The sequence below is a fragment of the Paenibacillus sp. WC2504 genome (genome assembly GCF_052682475.1).
This window is the reverse complement of record NZ_JBQZFH010000001.1, coordinates 7,040,248-7,057,449: the sequence shown is the minus strand read 5'-3', so window position 1 is coordinate 7,057,449 and position 17,202 is coordinate 7,040,248. Positions and strand designations below refer to the sequence as shown.

General features: G+C 48.2%; 15 protein-coding genes. 12 read left to right on the top strand and 3 right to left on the bottom strand.

The features are described 5' to 3' along the window. Window positions 1-59 precede the first annotated feature (59 nt). Both cyoE and ACUN27_RS31925 read left to right on the top strand, forming a co-directional pair. A complete protein-coding gene (cyoE, locus tag ACUN27_RS31930) occupies window positions 60-1,037 on the top strand; it encodes a heme o synthase (RefSeq protein WP_315953226.1) in 978 nt (325 codons plus the stop codon). Between the two features lie 19 nt (window positions 1,038-1,056). Beyond that, the gene (locus ACUN27_RS31925; protein WP_127452973.1) at window positions 1,057-1,689 is read left to right on the top strand and encodes an SCO family protein; all 633 of its coding nucleotides are present in this window, start codon (window positions 1,057-1,059) and stop codon (window positions 1,687-1,689) included. A gap of 14 nt (window positions 1,690-1,703) precedes the next feature. On the opposite strand, the gene ACUN27_RS31920 is transcribed toward ACUN27_RS31925, so the two are convergent. Together ACUN27_RS31920 and ACUN27_RS31915 are read right to left on the bottom strand one after the other, a co-directional pair. Beyond that, the gene (locus tag ACUN27_RS31920; RefSeq protein ID WP_127452971.1) at window positions 1,704-2,057 is read right to left on the bottom strand and encodes a toprim domain-containing protein; all 354 of its coding nucleotides are present in this window, start codon (window positions 2,055-2,057) and stop codon (window positions 1,704-1,706) included. A gap of 168 nt (window positions 2,058-2,225) precedes the next feature. Beyond that, complete coding sequence (locus tag ACUN27_RS31915; protein ID WP_315953228.1) at window positions 2,226-3,392, bottom strand: MFS transporter; 1,167 nt, start codon at window positions 3,390-3,392, stop codon at window positions 2,226-2,228. A 104-nt stretch (window positions 3,393-3,496) separates the two neighbouring features. On the opposite strand from ACUN27_RS31915, the gene ACUN27_RS31910 reads away from it, so the two are divergent. From ACUN27_RS31910 to ACUN27_RS31885, 6 genes are all read left to right on the top strand, one after another. Continuing rightward, window positions 3,497-3,652, top strand: coding sequence for a hypothetical protein (locus ACUN27_RS31910; protein ID WP_181646396.1), 156 nt, complete (start codon window positions 3,497-3,499; stop codon window positions 3,650-3,652). A gap of 54 nt (window positions 3,653-3,706) precedes the next feature. Next, window positions 3,707-4,138 carry a hypothetical protein gene (locus ACUN27_RS31905; RefSeq protein WP_315953230.1) on the top strand — a complete coding sequence of 144 codons (432 nt, stop codon included), beginning with the start codon at window positions 3,707-3,709 and terminating at the stop codon, window positions 4,136-4,138. Window positions 4,139-4,168: 30 nt separating this feature from the next. Beyond that, complete coding sequence (locus tag ACUN27_RS31900) at window positions 4,169-5,317, top strand: transglutaminase domain-containing protein (RefSeq protein ID WP_445560238.1); 1,149 nt, start codon at window positions 4,169-4,171, stop codon at window positions 5,315-5,317. 140 nt (window positions 5,318-5,457) lie between these two features. Further along, the gene (locus tag ACUN27_RS31895) at window positions 5,458-6,183 is read left to right on the top strand and encodes an HAD-IA family hydrolase (RefSeq protein WP_445560237.1); all 726 of its coding nucleotides are present in this window, start codon (window positions 5,458-5,460) and stop codon (window positions 6,181-6,183) included. Window positions 6,184-6,200: 17 nt separating this feature from the next. Continuing rightward, complete coding sequence (locus ACUN27_RS31890; RefSeq protein ID WP_315953233.1) at window positions 6,201-8,279, top strand: peptidoglycan D,D-transpeptidase FtsI family protein; 2,079 nt, start codon at window positions 6,201-6,203, stop codon at window positions 8,277-8,279. A 170-nt stretch (window positions 8,280-8,449) separates the two neighbouring features. After that, window positions 8,450-10,516, top strand: a complete 2,067-nt coding sequence (locus ACUN27_RS31885; RefSeq protein WP_445560688.1) for a peptidoglycan D,D-transpeptidase FtsI family protein — start codon at window positions 8,450-8,452, stop codon at window positions 10,514-10,516. A gap of 235 nt (window positions 10,517-10,751) precedes the next feature. Here ACUN27_RS31885 and ACUN27_RS31880 read toward each other — a convergent pair whose 3' ends face one another. Beyond that, complete coding sequence (locus ACUN27_RS31880) at window positions 10,752-12,734, bottom strand: glycoside hydrolase family 127 protein (RefSeq protein ID WP_445560236.1); 1,983 nt, start codon at window positions 12,732-12,734, stop codon at window positions 10,752-10,754. A gap of 135 nt (window positions 12,735-12,869) precedes the next feature. Between ACUN27_RS31880 and ACUN27_RS31875 the strand changes: the two genes are divergently transcribed. The 4 genes from ACUN27_RS31875 to ACUN27_RS31860 all read left to right on the top strand — a co-directional run bounded on the left by ACUN27_RS31875 (window position 12,870) and on the right by ACUN27_RS31860 (window position 17,191). Further along, a complete protein-coding gene (locus tag ACUN27_RS31875) occupies window positions 12,870-13,736 on the top strand; it encodes a helix-turn-helix transcriptional regulator (protein WP_315953235.1) in 867 nt (288 codons plus the stop codon). 276 nt (window positions 13,737-14,012) lie between these two features. Continuing rightward, a complete protein-coding gene (gene asnB, locus ACUN27_RS31870) occupies window positions 14,013-15,887 on the top strand; it encodes an asparagine synthase (glutamine-hydrolyzing) (protein ID WP_445560235.1) in 1,875 nt (624 codons plus the stop codon). Between the two features lie 42 nt (window positions 15,888-15,929). Next, on the top strand, window positions 15,930-16,664 hold the full coding sequence (locus ACUN27_RS31865) for a Cof-type HAD-IIB family hydrolase (protein ID WP_315953237.1): 735 nt from the start codon (window positions 15,930-15,932) through the stop codon (window positions 16,662-16,664). Window positions 16,665-16,711: 47 nt separating this feature from the next. Then, window positions 16,712-17,191 carry a DUF456 domain-containing protein gene (locus ACUN27_RS31860; protein ID WP_127452951.1) on the top strand — a complete coding sequence of 160 codons (480 nt, stop codon included), beginning with the start codon at window positions 16,712-16,714 and terminating at the stop codon, window positions 17,189-17,191. Window positions 17,192-17,202 lie beyond the last annotated feature (11 nt).

Genomic DNA, 17,202 nt, shown 5'->3' with positions numbered 1-17,202 from the left:
TATGATAAATGAGATTATAAATAAATAGCTCGGAAGTTCGATATAGAGGAGGGCAAGACGTGGAAAATCAAGCTAGTTACGAAAGCGTTTCTAACGATTCGACACCAGGTTCCGCTCGGAACGAAGCCATAGATGCCGTTAATAAGTCAACATCTGCAGAGCCTGTGACGTTAAAAGATTTTTATCGCCTGGTGAAGCCGGGGATTATTTATTCCAACCTAATGACGGCTTTCGCCGGATATTGGATGGCCGCTCGCTGGGACGTAAGTTGGGCCCATTTACTTTTTACCATGCTCGGAACGGCTCTTGTCATGGCAGGCGGTACGGTGCTGAATAATTACTTGGACCGTGAAATGGACGCCAAAATGGAGCGGACGCAGAACAGAGCGCTGCCTAGTGGACGACTCGGACCCAATGTCGTGTTATGGTACGGCATTATTCTGGGAACGATCGGACTAGCTGTCCTCTACTTTGGAGCAGCTTCGCCGCTTGCAACATTGATTGGGTTAATAGGCTTGTTCTTGTATGTCTGGCTCTACACGGCATGGTTCAAAAGAACCTCAGTCTGGAGTACATTCGTAGGCGCATTCTCTGGTGCGACGCCACCGGTCATCGGTTACTGCGCAGTTAGCGGTACGGTGGATTTAGGTGCTATCTTGGTGTTCCTCTTCTTATTTCTATGGCAGCCGCCGCATTTCTGGGCGCTGGGCATTCGCCGCATGGAAGAATATCGGGCTGCTGGATTCCCGCTTTTACCGGTCGTCAAAGGATCATACGTGACTAAGATTTCCATGGTCCGTTATGTGGTCCTGCTCGTTCCGGTTACCGTTATGTTGACCGCTTACGGTTATGAAGGATACCTCTTCTTAATTGGCTCCACGATTCTCGGATTAATCTGGGTGTTCATGAGTGTGAAGGGTTTCAAAGCAACAGGTGAAGCTGAAGTTGTATGGGCGAAACGCATGTTTCTTTTCTCGATTATGTATCTAACACTTTTATCGATCCTCATGGTCATTGATACGGTAAAGATTAGCTAGTGAAGGACGGATGACAAGAATGAGTACATTTTTTGAAAAAAATTGGTTCAAGCTGGCGCTGGGCGCTATCTTGATTGCAATGATTGCTTCATTTGCTTATAAGCTTTGGGTGAACAGCAGCGAACCGGATCAACGCTTGACGGCGATGAAGCAATCTCCATCTTTTCAACTGCAAGACTTGGATGGGAAGACCGTTGCTTCCGCTGATACCGATGGCAAAGTAAGGCTCGTTTATTTCTTCTATTCTTTTTGCCCGGACGTTTGTATGCCGACAACTTTCTTGCTGACGCAAGTCCAGGATGCTTTGAAGAAAAAAGAGCTGTTCGGCACGAAATCCGAAATTATCTCCATCACCGTTGATCCGAACCGGGATACACCGGCTGTTCTCAAGGAGTTCGGAAGCAAGTTTGAGTCCAAACCTGATCCAAGCGGATGGATGTTCCTCCGGGGGGAAGAAGCGAAGACCCACAAGCTGGCTGAGGACTTCGGTATCATGGTCATTAAGGAGAAGGACGGAAACTTCTCTCACTCCAATGCTATTTTACTTGTTGATAAAAAAGGGAAATTGCGCAATTATTATGATGCAAGCAATCCGGAACTCGATGCGGACCATATTGTCAAAGATGTGGTAACCTTGTCCAAAGAGAAATAAGTTAACGACATCAACTATTCAAAAGCAGGATCTGGTGAAGGGTAGATAATATACTCCTCCAGGCCTGCTTTTTCTAATTGCTGAATCAGGTATTCCTCTGGTGTTCCCTCGACTCCCGCATATCCTTTGCGCGTATAGATTTGTTCGGCATCCGGGAACGTATCCCGCAGTAGAAAGCGTATTTTTTTACCCGAAGAGTCATTATCCGTAAACAAATAAACCTGCTTGTCTCCGGCTTTTTTTCGTAGTTCTTCCAAGGTTTGCGAGCTAGGTGTTCCGAAGGTGCAAAGAATCTGGACGCTATCGTCAACGACGCGCTTTAAGCGGCTTTTGTCGTTTTTGCCTTCTACAATGATTGTGATCGACATGGGCTATCCTCCATCAGGTTTTTTTGTAGTATAACCCGTTTTTGTACGCGATCCAAGGATTCCATTCGACGTTTGCCTAAATAATACACTGCCATTTCCCGGGAAATGACAGAGATTGACAGCACAAAGACGGCTTGCACATGTCAAGCCGCCATGAACAGGGAAGCGTTATGTCGTAACCGGCGATTTAAACGATCGCAAGGGTAAAAGCGAAAGTGCCAGCATGAGGATGAAGAAGGCGATGAAATAAGAGGAAATATGGTCGCGAAGCTGCCCAGCCATCATTGGGCCGATAAAGGCGCCAACGGAATAAGAAATCGAGAGCAAAGAAAAGACGCGGCCATACCGGCTGCTGCTGGTAATGCTGGCAAGCAATGCAGCTAATGCGGGATAAATGACACCTTTGGCCATTCCGATCAGGAAGAGGGAAACAGGTAAAGGGATAGGCCACTGGATGGCTAAGCCGAAGAAAACTACAGCTAACGACAAGCTTCCACAGACGGTCCGGATAAATGGTGAAACCTTGTTAAGGAACCAGAATGAGATACTCAGCAGAGCGCCTAAGCTAATCAATGTAAAAAATACACCGGAGGTGAGAATGGATTCTCTAGCGGATTCCATAAGCGGCAGCTCAAAGAATAAAATGCCTTGCGAGCAGGAAAGCGCCATTGGAATAAGAAAAAATAGCCAAGGAACGGACGCGCCGACAGGAAAGTTGGCATCCTCATCCGGCATCCCGTGGCCGTGATGATCCAAAACTTGAAGCTTGCCGGCGGACTGGCTCAGCAGCTGTTTCTCTTTGACACCAAAGATAGCCAGGAATCCCGTTATGATCAGAATCCAGCCCAACACGGAAAAAGCGGTTGTAAAACCGATTTTGGCAACCAGAATGGCTCCAGCCGCTGGAGAAACCACGGAAGCTAATGTGTGGACCAGGCCATTTCCCGCCATCAGCTTACTTTGTTGGATGCGGTCTTTGGCGATGCGTGCCAGTAGTGACAAGCAGGCCGGCGATAAGAAGGCAAGTACAAATCCGCTTATGGAACGAATGTAGAGCAGGTGCCATGGATCTTTTACATTCGATTGAAAAAGTAAGATGATCCCTGCTACAATCAGGCTAAAGACAATGAAAAATTTGCTGCCGTATTTGTCCACGCCATAGCCAGCGATGAGATTGCCAGGCAAGTGCGTGATCGAGTATACGCCCATGATTAGCCCTATAAAGGAAGGAGCGGCCCCTAAGGATAAGGCGAAAGGTGACAGAATCGGGTACTGTGCGTGCAAATCAAAAAAAGCCACAAACATAAATAAGTACAGCCAAAGGGCTGTTCGCATGTGCTCACCACCTTGTTTAGACTTGTCTCTTCTTAAGATGTACGCCGCTCGTCCGATGGATATGACCTTTCCGTATAATTGACACAATTGGGATGGAGGAAGTTATGGATGCATATGTGATTCTTTTGCTTGCTTGCGTCGCTGTATTTCTAGTATTCCGGCTCCGGCAGTCCTTTCGCAAAACGAGAGGCAGAGTCGATCAAACGGATGAAATTCAGCGAAAACTGGCGCAGTTAAAGAAAAAAAGGGATGAAGACTAAGGATTCCCTGTAGTATGATAGGGATGGACTTTTGGATAAACAGGAGGGGTTCTTTTGGATCAGTGGATTTCATTCGCACAGGATCGTTGGTATTTACTAGTTGCTGCTATTATTGTTTTATTTATTGTTATCGGGATTGTAAAAACAGTCGTTAAATGGATTGTTGTCCTTGTCGTAGTTGGTGCTCTCGTCGTTTATGGAGCAAGTTATAAGGATAAAATAAAGGATATTGGGACAAGCGTCGTATCCCAGGTTGGCGATGAGGTCAAAGATAAAGCGATTAATGCGTTAACTTCGGAAGCCAAAGAAGCGCAATTCAAAGCAAATTCGGACGGTTCTTTTATCGTTTCGACGAAGAGTCTGAAAGTTGAAGGCAAAGCAGGAAGCGATGAAGTGCAGGTTACTTTTCTAGGCAAAACTTTTAAAATGAATGCGAATGCGGCAGTAAATGCTTTCATTGAGCAAGCGAAGAAAAACGCAGGTTAGTAGAAAAATAAGTAAGGATGGTGAGCAGTCATGACGGATATTACCTGGTTCAAAGCCAATTCAATAAACTTCATATCCATTGTGATTGTGCTCACTTTCGCAGGCTCTGTCCTTCAGGGCTTTTTCCGAGGCGGGTCTGGGTCCGCCAAACATCTGCTCTCCATGCTCGTGGAAGCGGTGGTCGTCATCTTGTCCATGTTCGTTGCGTGGAAAGGTGTGCAGCTCGTATCACCTTTGCTTCAAACCTGGCTGAAGGGTCAGAATCTGCAAGTGCCATCCGTAGAGATTAGCGCTCTCAAACAAGCGTATTATACGGCTCTGACAAGCATTCGAGATTTCGCGTTACTGCGTTTCGGCGTATTGTTTTTGCTTGGCTATATGATTGTGAAGCAGCTTCTGAACCTGCTGATTGATCCGCTCATCGGACCCTGGCTGGCTCATCGCGACCCTTATCGGGAACGCAGCCATTCGTTTATTTCCTCGGTTTCCGGGGGCGCCATCGGCTCTGTGGCCGGTTTTGCGCGTGCGCTCATTCTTATTGCCGTTTTGTTCATCTATGTCACTCTATTCCCGCATTCGATGGTAACCCCTTATATCGAGTCTTCTCAGATGTATCAAAAAGGGGCGAAGGAAGTTATTTCTCCCTTCACCGGGGATTTCATCGCCGATAAGGTGCCGGTATTTACCCGGGCAGTGGAGCAGGAATTTACGAATATTTTACAACGAAAATATGAAGTTCTGGATGCGAAGGTCCCTGGCAACATCGTAGATGCGGCCAAAGAAGTAACCGCCAGCGGAACCACGGACGAAGAGAAGGCGAAGCTGCTGTACAATTGGGTGGGCAGCCGAGTCCATTATGATTGGGACAAAGTGAAGCTGTATGAAGAACAGCGTATTTGGAAGGAACAGACACCGGAAGATACGTTCAATACGCGTGAAGGCGTGTGTATCGATTATTCAAGGCTATACGCCCAAATGGCAAGAGCAGTAGGGCTGGATGTGAAGGTCGTAACTGGCCTTGGATATGACGGACAGGGCAGTTATGGACCCCACGCTTGGAACGAAGTGTACCTGAAGGAGTCCAAAATTTGGGTGCCTCTGGATTCCACTTGGGTAGCCAGTGGAGGCAACTGGTTCAATCCGCCGAATTTTGACCAAACGCATATTAGAGATGTTTAATCCTATTTAAGATTAATAAAAGGAAGTAAAACGCCTTCTCACGGACATCCGGGGGGAGGCGTTTTTGTGGTTTTTCTCATCCTTTCGTAAATGTGGTAAACTATTAAAAGTGCTATTTTTGAGAACATGAAGGAGTTTGTATGTCTAAATCCATTCAGGAATATCCAATGATTTACTTAGATGCCGGGGACACGCTGTTAACGATTCCCGCAGCCCAGACCATTTTGAAGCAATACCTGCAATTGCGCGCTGTAGAGCGGAATGAGGATCATATCAGTGAACTGTTTACGGAGGCTTTCCGTCTATTTTATTATGTGAACAAGCAAGATTATTTCATTGTGTGTTCTCCGGAGTCAGATCGTGAATTCTGGGTCAACCTATATAAATATGTGCTGCATAAGCTGGGCATCCATGAGGAATGGACAGAGGAAGAAATTTTCAACTGCTGCCACGAGCTGTATGACATTTATACCGCACCTGAGTACTACGAATTGTTTGATGATGTTAAGCCTTTTCTCGAGCGACTTCAAGCCCAGGGTTTTAGAATAGGAATTATTAGCAATTTTGCACCGACATTGAAGGCTATTTTAGAGGATAAAGGGATTCTGCACTATTTTGATCCTGTACTCGTGTCGACAGAGGTTGGTCTTGAGAAGCCGGATCCGGCTATTTTCCAACTTGCCCTGGAACGTGCGGGTGTAGCTGCCAAGGATGTCCTCTATATCGGCGATCACGAAACGAACGATGTGTGGGCGCCGAGTCAAGTCGGCATCGATGCGGTTCGCATTATCCGTTACGACTACCATACCGGGGAGGGTATACGATCCCTGTTAGAGCTTTTTGATGATCAGCAAGCTATTGTGTAAGAAAGGATCTGAGTGTGATGAAACCATCCATAATGGATGATCCAAAGAAAAAAGAAATCACGAAGAAGCGGCATTTTTCGTTTCGAATCAATATCTTTTTCTTTATAACGTTCTTATTGTTTTCCGTACTTATCGTGCGTTTGGCCATTTTACAATTCGTACAAGCCAAAGATTTGAAGGCGGCAGAGAATACGAATACGAATCAGACGAATAAAATTGCACCGATCCGCGGCAACATTTATGATTCTACGAAATCACCTCTTGCCTATACCATCCCAGTGCAGTCCCTATTTTTCCGGATCGAGCCTTCTCAGCAGGATAAAGATGAAGTCATTCGCATGGCGAACAAGCTGAAGACTGACGTTTTTGATAAATACGGCAAACCGGATTCCAAGAAGCTGGAGCCCGCGGATATCGTGCTTGCCATGGATTTGGGTTATGACATTAATAAAAACAAAGTAAAAGACCCGAGCTATTACTGGGTTCCGCGTAAAATCAAAACAGATTTGTCCAAAGAAGAAATCGCGTATTTATTAGAGCACCGGGATGAGTTCAAGTGGCTGGAAGTGACCGAAGAAAGCATCCGTACTTACGAATTGGACGATATGGATACGGACGGATCGCCGTCGACCATCGCTCCGCAATTGATTGGTTACCTCAAAAGCTATTCGACGGAAAAAGCCAAAGAGATGTACCAAGACAATGAAAACAGCAAGGAATATCTTGATACCGAAAATGTCGGCTTCGATGGCATCGAGAGGATGTATCAGGATGAGCTTCGCGGGAAAAATGGTTATAAAATTTACCCCGTTAATGCTGCCATGAAAATTATCGGCCGCGCAACAGTAACGAAGCCGACCAAAGGTAACAATTTGTATCTGTCGATCAACAAAGATATTCAGAAAACGGCGGAGAAGGCGATCGCCGATCAGATTGCTTTTCTACATACACCGTACGCGCGGAATGATGCCTTTATCAAATACGGGGCGAATGCGCAGGCCGGTTATGCGGTAGCAATGGAAGTAGACACGGGGCGCGTCGTTACGATGGCTAACTACCCGGACTACAATTCGAATGAATGGACGGGCGGAATTTCGCAAGCAACATTGGACGAAGTTGGCTCCTATATTGCGAATGGTTCGATTACAACCGCGTACCCGAAATACACAGATAAAGAGCGTCCGAAACATCCGTCTTCGATTGTTTTCATGGGTTCCACGATCAAACCATTGTCCGTCCTGATTGGTTTAACGGAGAAATTAATTACGCCTTCCAATCAATACTATTACGATTCAGGTACCTTCACGTTCGGTAAGGCGAATTCGACAAGTTCGATTTCTAACTCAGGGAGAACGGCATATGGCAACTTGGATGCCTCCAGCTCCATCGAGCACTCGTCCAATACGTACATGTCGGCCAAAGTCGGTATTCCATTTTATCAGAAATACGGCGGTGAAAATGCTGCCGTAACTGACAAATGGGCGGAATATTTGGCGAAGTTCGGCATAGGCGTCAAGACGGGAAGCGGCTTGCCTGGCGAAAATGCCGGTTCGAATGACTTTGCCAAGAACGCCAAAAAAGACAGTTATCAATCTGCCATGGTTTATGCCTCATGGGGGCAGAATGAGAAAACAACAACGCTGCAGCTCGCGCAGTTCGCCGCAACCCTAGGCAGCCGCGGCAAACGGATGAAGCCGTTGTTCGTTGACGAGATTCGAAGCTTTGAAGGTGAACTAGTTAAAAAGGTAGAGCCGGAAGTGCTGGAAGATAATACCGCTATGTTCGCCAAAGGGGATTGGAACACTATCATCCATGGGATGAAGAGTGGCGCGGAAGGCATTGAAGAGCTGCCTTATAATGTGGCTCGGAAGACAGGGACTTCGACACAAGCCGTTTCAGGCGGAACGATCGATAACGCCGTGTTCATCGCCTTCGCACCGGTCGAGAATCCGAAGCTTGCTGTGGCGGTCGTCGTGCCGGAAGGCGGCTACGGGCGCTATGGCGCATCCCCGATTGCGGCAAAAATCTTTCAAGCTTACGATGCAGCCAACGAAGGCATATTGACCAAGCTTGGCGGCGGGAAGAGGCCTTGGTAGAAGCAGAAGCGAATAAAAAACCTTCAAATCCACTTCATTAGTGGGTCTGAAGGTTTTTTTGTGGGCTTGTCTTGGGAATGAGCCGAGTTTTCCAAATTTTAGTGAACTTATTTCCAGGCCGCTGCGTCTGTTTCAGGATACATCCTGACACAGAAGGGGGCTTTACAGTGATGAAATCGCCGATTACGGATGATCCGAGGAAAAAAGAGCTTGCTCAAAAGAGACATTTTTCGCTGCGGATCAATCTTTTTTTCTTTGTAACCTTTGTCTTATTTTCCATCCTGATCGTGCGATTGGCTATGCTGCAGTTTGTTGAAACGAAAATACATAAAGCCGCAGAGAATAGAAATGGCACACAAACGATACAAATTGCTCCCATTCGCGGGAACATCTACGACTCCTCGAAATCTCCGCTTGCGTATACCATTCCCATGCAATCCTTATTTTTTCGAATTGATCCCAGCGCGCAAAAGTTAGATGAATTAATTGCTATCGCGAATCGGCTGAAAGCGGATGTTTTCGACAAGTATGCCAAACCAAACTCAAAAAGTCCGACGCCGGAAGAAATCATTCTAGCCATGGACATTGGCTACGACTACCATAAGGTTGAAATCAAGAAACCAAGCTATTACTGGGTTCCACGAAGAATTAAGGCGGATTTGTCCAGTGAAGAGATCGCCTACCTTTTAGAGCATCGCGATGAATTTAAATGGTTGGACGTAACGGAGGAAAGCATCCGCACCTATGAACTGGATGATGACGGCAACACGACCATTGCTACGCATTTAGTGGGGTATACGAACTCTTTTACCTCTCCGACAGCCAAAGAAATCTACAAAGACAGCCCTATGGTCCAGGAATATTTGAGCTCGGAAAATGTGGGATTCGATGGCATTGAACGCATGTATCAGGATGAGCTGCGCGGCAGAAACGGCAGGAAGACCTACCCCGTGGACGCCGTTAACAAAATCATTGGGAGAGCCGAAGTCACGGCTCCCGTTAAAGGAAATAATTTATATTTGACTATACATAAAGATATCCAAAAAGCGACAGAACGAATGCTGGAGGAGCATATTCGCTATTTGCGCAGCCCGTCGCACGCCAATGATTTGTATATGAGTGTTGGGATGCAGGCAGCTTCCGGTTTTGCAGTGGCTATGGAGGTGGATACGGGACGGGTGGTTACGATGGCGAACTATCCGGATTACGATGCAAACGCCTGGACCGGCGGCATGTCGGCAAGCGTCTACAAAGAAATTGAAAGCTTTATTCCCAATGGCAGTATTCGAACAGCAAAAGCTAAGTATCCAGATGAAAAAGAAAATGCGAAACATCCATCATCCATTGTGTTCATGGGTTCCACGATTAAGCCTATGTCCGTGTTGATTGGGCTTAAGGAGAATTTTTTCAGCGAGTACGGCAATGTTTATTACGATACGGGGTCGTTCAGTTTTGGTAAAGGAGGCAACAGCACCATCACCAATTCGGGGAAAGCGGCTTACGGAGCGATGGATGCTGCTGGGGCGATTGAACACTCCTCTAATACGTTCATGTCTGAAAAAGTCGGGATTCCTTTCTGGGCCAAATACGGCAGAGAGAATCCGGAAGTGACAGCCAAATGGGCGGAATACATGGCGAAATTCGGAATGGGCGTCAAAACAGGCAGCGGCCTTCCGGGCGAGCTTGCAGGATCGAACGATTTTATCAAAAATGCTGTGAAAGACAGTTATCAATCCGCTATGGTTTATGCATCATGGGGACAAAACGAGAAAACGACAACCTTGCAGCTCGCTCAGTACACAGCTACTTTGGCTAGTCGGGGGAAGCGGATGAAGCCGCTATTCGTAGATGAAATTCGCGACTACCAAGGCCAGTTGGTTAGAAAAATAGAGCCGGAAGTACTGGAGGATTTCTCCGCCGAGTTTGCCAAAGAGCATTGGAACACCATTATCCACGGGATGAAAAGCGGGGCTGAAGGGATCGAGGAGCTGCCTTTTAATGTGGCGCGCAAAACAGGCACATCCACCCAAAGCGTGTCGGGAGGCTCGGTTGAAAATGCCGTGTTCATCGCCTTTGCGCCGGTCGAGAACCCGAAGCTTGCCGTCGCGGTAGTCGTGCCCGAAGGCGGCTTCGGGCGCTATGGTGCCTCTCCGATTGCGGCGAAAATCTTTCAAGCTTACGACGCTGCTAACGATGGCGTTTTGACGAAGCTTGGCGGCGGGAAGCGGACTTGGTAGGGTTGGCCATGTCTCTTCGCTCACGAGGGAACTGTAGGGTCTTATTTGTTCGCAAACTCTGCATTTCCAGGGAAATACATCGAAATAGAGCCATGTAGTTCCCACTAAACCTTAAAAAAGTGGTAATTGGCAAAATAGCGTACCAGGGTTCCCTCTAACTGAGAAACCAAGAAATCAAGACCAAATACAAGCACAAAAATAGAGGCCGCTTCAAAAAGCAGCCTCTTTCCTAATTTCACTGGTGTACCCGAATCCACACCGCCATCTCGCCAACCCCACGATTCCCCCATTGGAAATAGGGAACCGCCTGCAAGGCGACAGGCTCGGCCGACGGCGCCCAGCGACGGTACGGCTCCGCCGAAGCCCAAGCCTCAGGGGTAGCATCCCTAAAGCCTTCAGCTTCAATCCTCACCGTGCCACCGAGCGCACTCGTGTCGGCCTCCACTTTCAGCCTCGTTCCACTTTGTAGGCTAAGGCTTGCCAGAGGAGCGCCATTATCGACCTGCTCAACGCAGTATACAAGCGGCCCTCTTTGAATCGCGGCTTTCCCGGCATTGCTGCGGATAAGCGGATTCGCTTGGATAAGGTGTGCCTCCATCGGAAGCAGCCAAGTGACGGTGTCACCCTCCGTCCAAATGCGATCGATAATCGTGTAGCCATTCTCAACCGTGTACGCATCCTCTTTTTCACCGTTGATGAGCAATTGCGGTTGGCTGTCGCACCAGTAAGGCACACGCAAAGCTAGTGTGAACGAGCGCGGCTGAGCCAAGCTTAGTTCAAGCGAAGCTTCCCCACTCCAAGGCAAGGAACAGACTTGTTTCAGCCCAACTTGCGTTGCATCATCCAACGTAATCGTACTTTCGCTGCCGATAAACAAGTGGCAGTTGATTCGTCCTGCTTCAGTCGTATAAATATACTCCCCAAGTGAAGAGAGGATCCGCGCCAAGTTGGGAGGGCAGCAAGCGCATCCAAACCATTTCTGACGCTCTGCTTTCACATGACGTTTGCCGGGATTGTTCGCCGAAGCTTGTGGCCAAACCTCCAACGGATTCACATAAAAGAATCGTTTCCCATCCTGACTCATACTGCCGATGATGATGTTATATAACGCCCGCTCGATCACGTCGGCATACTCGCTCCGCGTTTCGAGACGCAGCATACGCTGAGCAAAATACACTAAACCGATGGAAGCGCAAGTCTCGGCATACACCGTATCATTCGGCAGATCATAATCGAACGAGAACGCCTCCCCATGGTGCGTCGATCCGATGCCTCCCGTGATGTACATTTGCTTCTGCGTCATATTCGCCCAGAGCTTCTTGCATGCGGCAAGCAGCTTCTCGTCCCCGGTCAGTCTCGCCAAATCAGCCATTGCCGTGTACATGTATACGGCTCTCACCGAATGCCCGATAGCCGTATCTTGTTCACGAACAGGCAGATGGCTCTGATTATAAATGCTGCTCAGACTCGGCAATGGGGTTTCACCTGCCCGATAGATGGATGTTTTCCCCCTGCGCTCCCACTCCCCATCGAAGAAATCCGGTTGCTGTCCTCGCTCATCGATGAAATAGCAGGCAAGCTGGAGATATTTCTCCTGCTTCGTTACCGTATACAATTTGACCAGGGCGAGTTCAATCTCCTGATGCCCGTCATAGCCTCGAATCTTTCCTTCTTCGGGTCCGAATACATCCTGAATATGATCCGCAAAACGGCACATTGCATCCAGCAGTTTTCTTTTCCCTGTAGCCTCAAAATACGCAACGGCAGCTTCAATCATATGACCTGCGCAATATAATTCATGGCACTCGTATAAGTTCGTCCAACGCTTGCCAGGCTCTTTAATTGTAAAGTATGTATTCAAATAACCATCGCTTTGCTGCGCTTGCACGATCAGGTCAATGGTCTCATCTGCGGTCTGTTCCAACGCAGCATCAGGCTGCTGTTGAAGGGAGTAGGCGACGGCCTCGAGCCACTTGGCGAGATCGGAATCCTGAAACACCCAACCGTGGTATTCCCCTGTTTCCAAGCCTGCGGCAATTCGGAAATTATGGATGGCATGGCTAGGTTCAGCATCGGGAACACGATCATTCAGCGCTTCCCATTGATAGGGAATGACCGTATTGCGAACAAGGTTGACGTAATGATTCCAGAAGTCATCGTTGATTTGGATTTGATTCAAAGACAATTTGTGCTTGGCCTGCAGCAGTGCATTTGACATGAAGCAACCTCCCGAATTTGCGAAATAGGCTTTACTTTCTCCAATTATATGAGGGATACTGGGGAAGTAACAGGTAGGAATACAACCAGTTATTTATAAAATTTCACACAACGAATTAAAGGAGTCCGCCGCCAAATGAAAGAGATATCGTTAGCTGCACCGCCTCTTCCTTATTATTTGGAGAGCGGTTTCAGGATGTACCACGCAGGGGACACGCATCCGGATCGCGCAGGGTTAGGTATGTATGATCTTCTTCTCGTTACGAAGGGTACGCTTCATTTGGGGGAAGAGGAGTTGACGTGGAGCTTGACCGAGGGCCAATACGTGCTGCTGCTTCCGGATAAATATCATTATGCCGTGCGTCCTTGCGATGCGGAATGCCATTTTTATTGGCTTCATTTTCAAACCAGCAGCCCTTACATGATCAGAGAGAGCAAGCCCTCTGCGCGCAGTGAATTCGTTTTACCTCAAAAAAATGAAATTACTCTGCATCAACAAGGGGCAGCATCGGACACCGAGCGGATCCAAGAGCTTTGGCACCAACTTATACAAATGTCCGTCTCGGAGAGGTCGGTATCGTTCTGGGAAGAGCAGCGCATTTTTACCGAAATTTTGCGTGCGTTAGATATTGGAAATAAGCCCGATGAACAATCCAAAGTACATAGGTTGGCTGAGCGAATCGAAGCTTATCTCAAGCAGCATTACTCGGCAGATTTGACCAATGAGAGGTTGGCTGACGAGTTCCATTTTCATCCGAATTATTTGAGCCGCTGTATGAAAAGTGTTTATGGCTGCACGCCACTCGAGTATTTGCTTGCCTATCGAATTGAACAATCCAAGCTTCTGCTGCTGAAAACGCAGTGGTCGATTGAGCGCATCTCGGAGGAGGTGGGCTTCCATCATGCCGCTTATTTCTCGAACTGTTTTCGTGCCAAAATAGGTCTCTCACCGCTTGCCTACAGGAAGCAATATATAAGAGGTGGAACCGTTTATCATTCTTGAGCATATGTTGAGGTAAGGAGGAGAACCCTCCTATACGCCAAAAGTTGCACGAGGTAAACTTTTGTGCGTAGAGAAAAGAAAGGTGGGGGACAGCATGAAAACGACGCGATTCACAGCTTCATTAAAAAGACTGATCATTACCTTCATTTTCCTATGATAGACAGCTGAATGCGTACTTTCATCCTATTTCCAGTATGGCGGACGGATATGGTATACTAATGTATCGGTATTCGCGAGAGATAGTTTGATGAATGGTACGGAGGAGTGAGTTTCACCATGTGTGGTATTACGGGTGTGATGTATTTTGAAGATAGAGAACCAACAGTTGCTATGCTGCAGCAAATGACGGATGTGATTGTGCATCGGGGACCGAACGATTCCGGTTTTTGGACGGATAATCGGATTGGTCTAGGCTTTCGCCGGTTGTCCATTATTGATATTCAAGAAGGGCATCAGCCGCTAGCCAATGAGGATGATTCCGTTTGGATCATTTTTAACGGGGAAATTTATAATTACAAAGAGTTACGCGGAATGCTGCAGGAACGCGGGCACCAATTCCGCACGCATAGCGATACGGAGGTTATTGTTCACCTTTATGAGGAGTTCGGAGAGGAATGCGTCAAGCATCTACGCGGCATGTTCGGATTCGTGATCTGGGACAAGAAAAAGAAGCAGCTGTTCGGAGCGAGAGACCATTTCGGCATTAAGCCGTTTTATTATCATGTCAACGACCGTCAGTTTTTGTTTGGCTCGGAAATTAAGAGCTTGCTCGCTGCGGATGGCATGAACCGGTTGATCCATACGGACAGCTTGCTGAACTATCTGACGTTTCAGTATGTGCCGGAGCCGAACACAATGTTCCACGGCATCCACAAACTGCCGCCGGCCCACTATGTCAAGGTAACCTTCGATGGCGAAATGTCCATACATAAGTATTGGGATCCGATGTTTGAGCCGGAGGAACGTCCTTTTGACTATTACGTAGAGCAAATCCGCGAAACGTTGAAGGACTCCGTCAAGCACCACATGGTCAGTGATGTGGAGCGCGGATGCTTCTTGTCCAGTGGAATTGACTCCACGGCCATCGCCACCCACATGCGGAACATTGAACCGATCCGCACGTTCTCCGTTGGCTTCGAAGGCGCCAACAACGAGACGCCAATCGCCGCCCAAACGGCTGCGGCGCTTGGCACAGAGCACTACGACAAAGTCATCACGAAGGATGACTTCTTCAGCACGATGCCGAAGGCGATCTGGCACCAGGACGAGCCTGTTGCCGATCCTTCGGCCATTGCCCTCTATCACGTGGCGCAGCTTGCGCGCGAGCACGTGACGGTTGTGCTGTCCGGCGAAGGCGCGGACGAGCTGTTCGGCGGCTACCGCATCTATCGTGAGCCGCAGTCACTGCGGCCGATTGATCAGCTGCCGCATTCGATCAAGCGCATGCTGAACCGCTTCGCGCGGATGCTGCCAAGCAGCGTGAAGGGGCGCAATTATGTCTTGCGCGGTACGACGCCGCTGGAGGAGCGCTTCCTTGGTAACGCGAAGATTTTCACAGAGGATATGAAAGCGGAAGTGCTGCGTCTCGATATGGAAATGCTGCGAGCTTATAAGAATCCTGTGCAGATCGCTGGAGACTATTACAACAAGACCAAACATCTTGATCCGGTCAGCCGGATGCAGTATATCGATATGAATCTGTGGATGCCCGGCGATATCCTGATGAAAGCCGATAAAATGACGATGGCGCATTCGCTTGAACTGCGCGTTCCTTTCCTGGATAAGGAGCTGTTCGATGTGGCACGCCGCATCCCGGCGAAATATCGCATTGCCAATGGAACGACTAAATATATTTTCCGCAAAGCGATGGAAGGCATTATCCCTGATCCGATTCTGAACCGTCCGAAACTGGGCTTCCCGGTACCTTTGCGCCAATGGGTGCAAGGTTCGATGGGGGATGTGCTGCTCGAGCAGATCAAAGCCAGCGGAATTGAAGATTACATTAACATGAACACGGTAGAACGGATGCTTCAGAAGCACCGTAACGGCCAGGGCGATTATGCACGCCGGATTTGGACGATCTATATTTTTGCCCTCTGGCATATGACTTTTATGGAAGAGCTGCCTAAGAAAGTGCTCGCTGCTTACTAGGTCTATCAAGGACGACAACCGTATAGACAGGAGATGGGGAACGTGGGACTTTATAAGTTAATTGCCCTCGATATGGACGGTACCTTACTGGATGAGGAGAAAAAAATATCGCCGGAAAATCAATCCGCCATTCGTCAAGCGACGGAAGCTGGCAAGATCGTCATCATGTCGACCGGCCGCGGCGCCATAAGCGCCATGCCTTACATTCAAGAGCTGGGGCTATCTACGCCTATGGTTATGGTGAATGGCAGTGAAGTATGGGAGTCGCCGAACAAGCTGCTTCGGCGGACACTGCTTCCGGTCGAGACCGTGAGCCGATTACATGCGCTGGCTGAGGAGCATGACTGCTGGTGGTGGGCCTACTCAGTCGAAGGTGTTTTCAACCGCGAGCGCGAAGGCCTGGACATCCCGAACGGCGAATGGCTGAAGTTCGGTTTCTTCACGGAAAATGCGGAGAAGCTGCAGCGTATTCGCGAAATTGCAGAGAGCTGGGGAACGCTTGAAATCACCAACTCTCATCCGTCAAACATTGAGTTAAACCCGCTTGGGATTAGCAAAGCAAGCGGTGTGGAGGCGGTTTGTCAGCTTCTGGGGATTCAGATGTCGGAAGTGATTGCGATGGGGGACAGCCAGAATGATATCACGATGATTCGTGAAGCAGGTCTTGGTGTTGCCATGGGCAATGCGCAGGATGAAGTCAAACAGATTGCGGATATCACGACGGTGACGAACGAAGAAAGTGCGGTTGCCAAAATCATTCATGCTTATATGTTGTAAAAGCCTTGTGACTTTTAGCCAGTACAATATCGGATGGAGATGAGCCCATGATCACGTTAGCCTGGAGCTTGGTCATTCTTTTATTTGTCGTAGGTATGATAGGTGCGGTTTATCCAGTGCTGCCTGGTGTTTTGGCTATATATGCGGCGTTCTTCCTATATGGCTGGCTGATCAGCTTTGAGCCGTTTGGCTGGGTGTTCTGGACCACGCAAACCCTGATTGTCCTTATTATTATGGTTGCCGATTACGCTGTGAGCGCAATGGGAGTCAAGAAATTCGGAGGTTCGAAGGCGGCTGTGATCGGGAGTACGATTGGTCTTATTGTGGGACCTTTCGTCATTCCGGCTTTCGGGTTAATCATAGGGCCTTTCTTAGGCGCTGTGATTGGTGAAATCATCATCGGCACCAAATGGCAAAATGCGATCAGCGCCGGGATAGGCTCCGTGATCGGTTTCTTTGCCAGCAGCGCTGTCAAAATCGTGCTGCAGCTGGCGATGATTGTTCTCTTCTTGATTTGGGTTTTTTAATTGAAGATGAT

What these genes read in the sequence shown, in the direction of transcription:
- ACUN27_RS31895 (WP_445560237.1), top strand. Translation starts at nt 5,458, where the DNA reads ATGTCTAAATCCATTCAGGAATATCCAATGATTTACTTAGATGCCGGG.
- asnB (WP_445560235.1), top strand. Translation starts at nt 14,013, where the DNA reads ATGTGTGGTATTACGGGTGTGATGTATTTTGAAGATAGAGAACCAACA.
- ACUN27_RS31910 (WP_181646396.1), top strand. Translation starts at nt 3,497, where the DNA reads ATGGATGCATATGTGATTCTTTTGCTTGCTTGCGTCGCTGTATTTCTA.
- ACUN27_RS31860 (WP_127452951.1), top strand. Translation starts at nt 16,712, where the DNA reads ATGATCACGTTAGCCTGGAGCTTGGTCATTCTTTTATTTGTCGTAGGT.
- ACUN27_RS31920 (WP_127452971.1), bottom strand. Translation starts at nt 2,057, where the DNA reads ATGTCGATCACAATCATTGTAGAAGGCAAAAACGACAAAAGCCGCTTA.
- ACUN27_RS31880 (WP_445560236.1), bottom strand. Translation starts at nt 12,734, where the DNA reads ATGTCAAATGCACTGCTGCAGGCCAAGCACAAATTGTCTTTGAATCAA.
- ACUN27_RS31875 (WP_315953235.1), top strand. Translation starts at nt 12,870, where the DNA reads ATGAAAGAGATATCGTTAGCTGCACCGCCTCTTCCTTATTATTTGGAG.
- ACUN27_RS31925 (WP_127452973.1), top strand. Translation starts at nt 1,057, where the DNA reads ATGAGTACATTTTTTGAAAAAAATTGGTTCAAGCTGGCGCTGGGCGCT.
- ACUN27_RS31915 (WP_315953228.1), bottom strand. Translation starts at nt 3,392, where the DNA reads ATGCGAACAGCCCTTTGGCTGTACTTATTTATGTTTGTGGCTTTTTTT.
- ACUN27_RS31900 (WP_445560238.1), top strand. Translation starts at nt 4,169, where the DNA reads ATGACGGATATTACCTGGTTCAAAGCCAATTCAATAAACTTCATATCC.
- ACUN27_RS31885 (WP_445560688.1), top strand. Translation starts at nt 8,450, where the DNA reads ATGAAATCGCCGATTACGGATGATCCGAGGAAAAAAGAGCTTGCTCAA.
- ACUN27_RS31890 (WP_315953233.1), top strand. Translation starts at nt 6,201, where the DNA reads ATGAAACCATCCATAATGGATGATCCAAAGAAAAAAGAAATCACGAAG.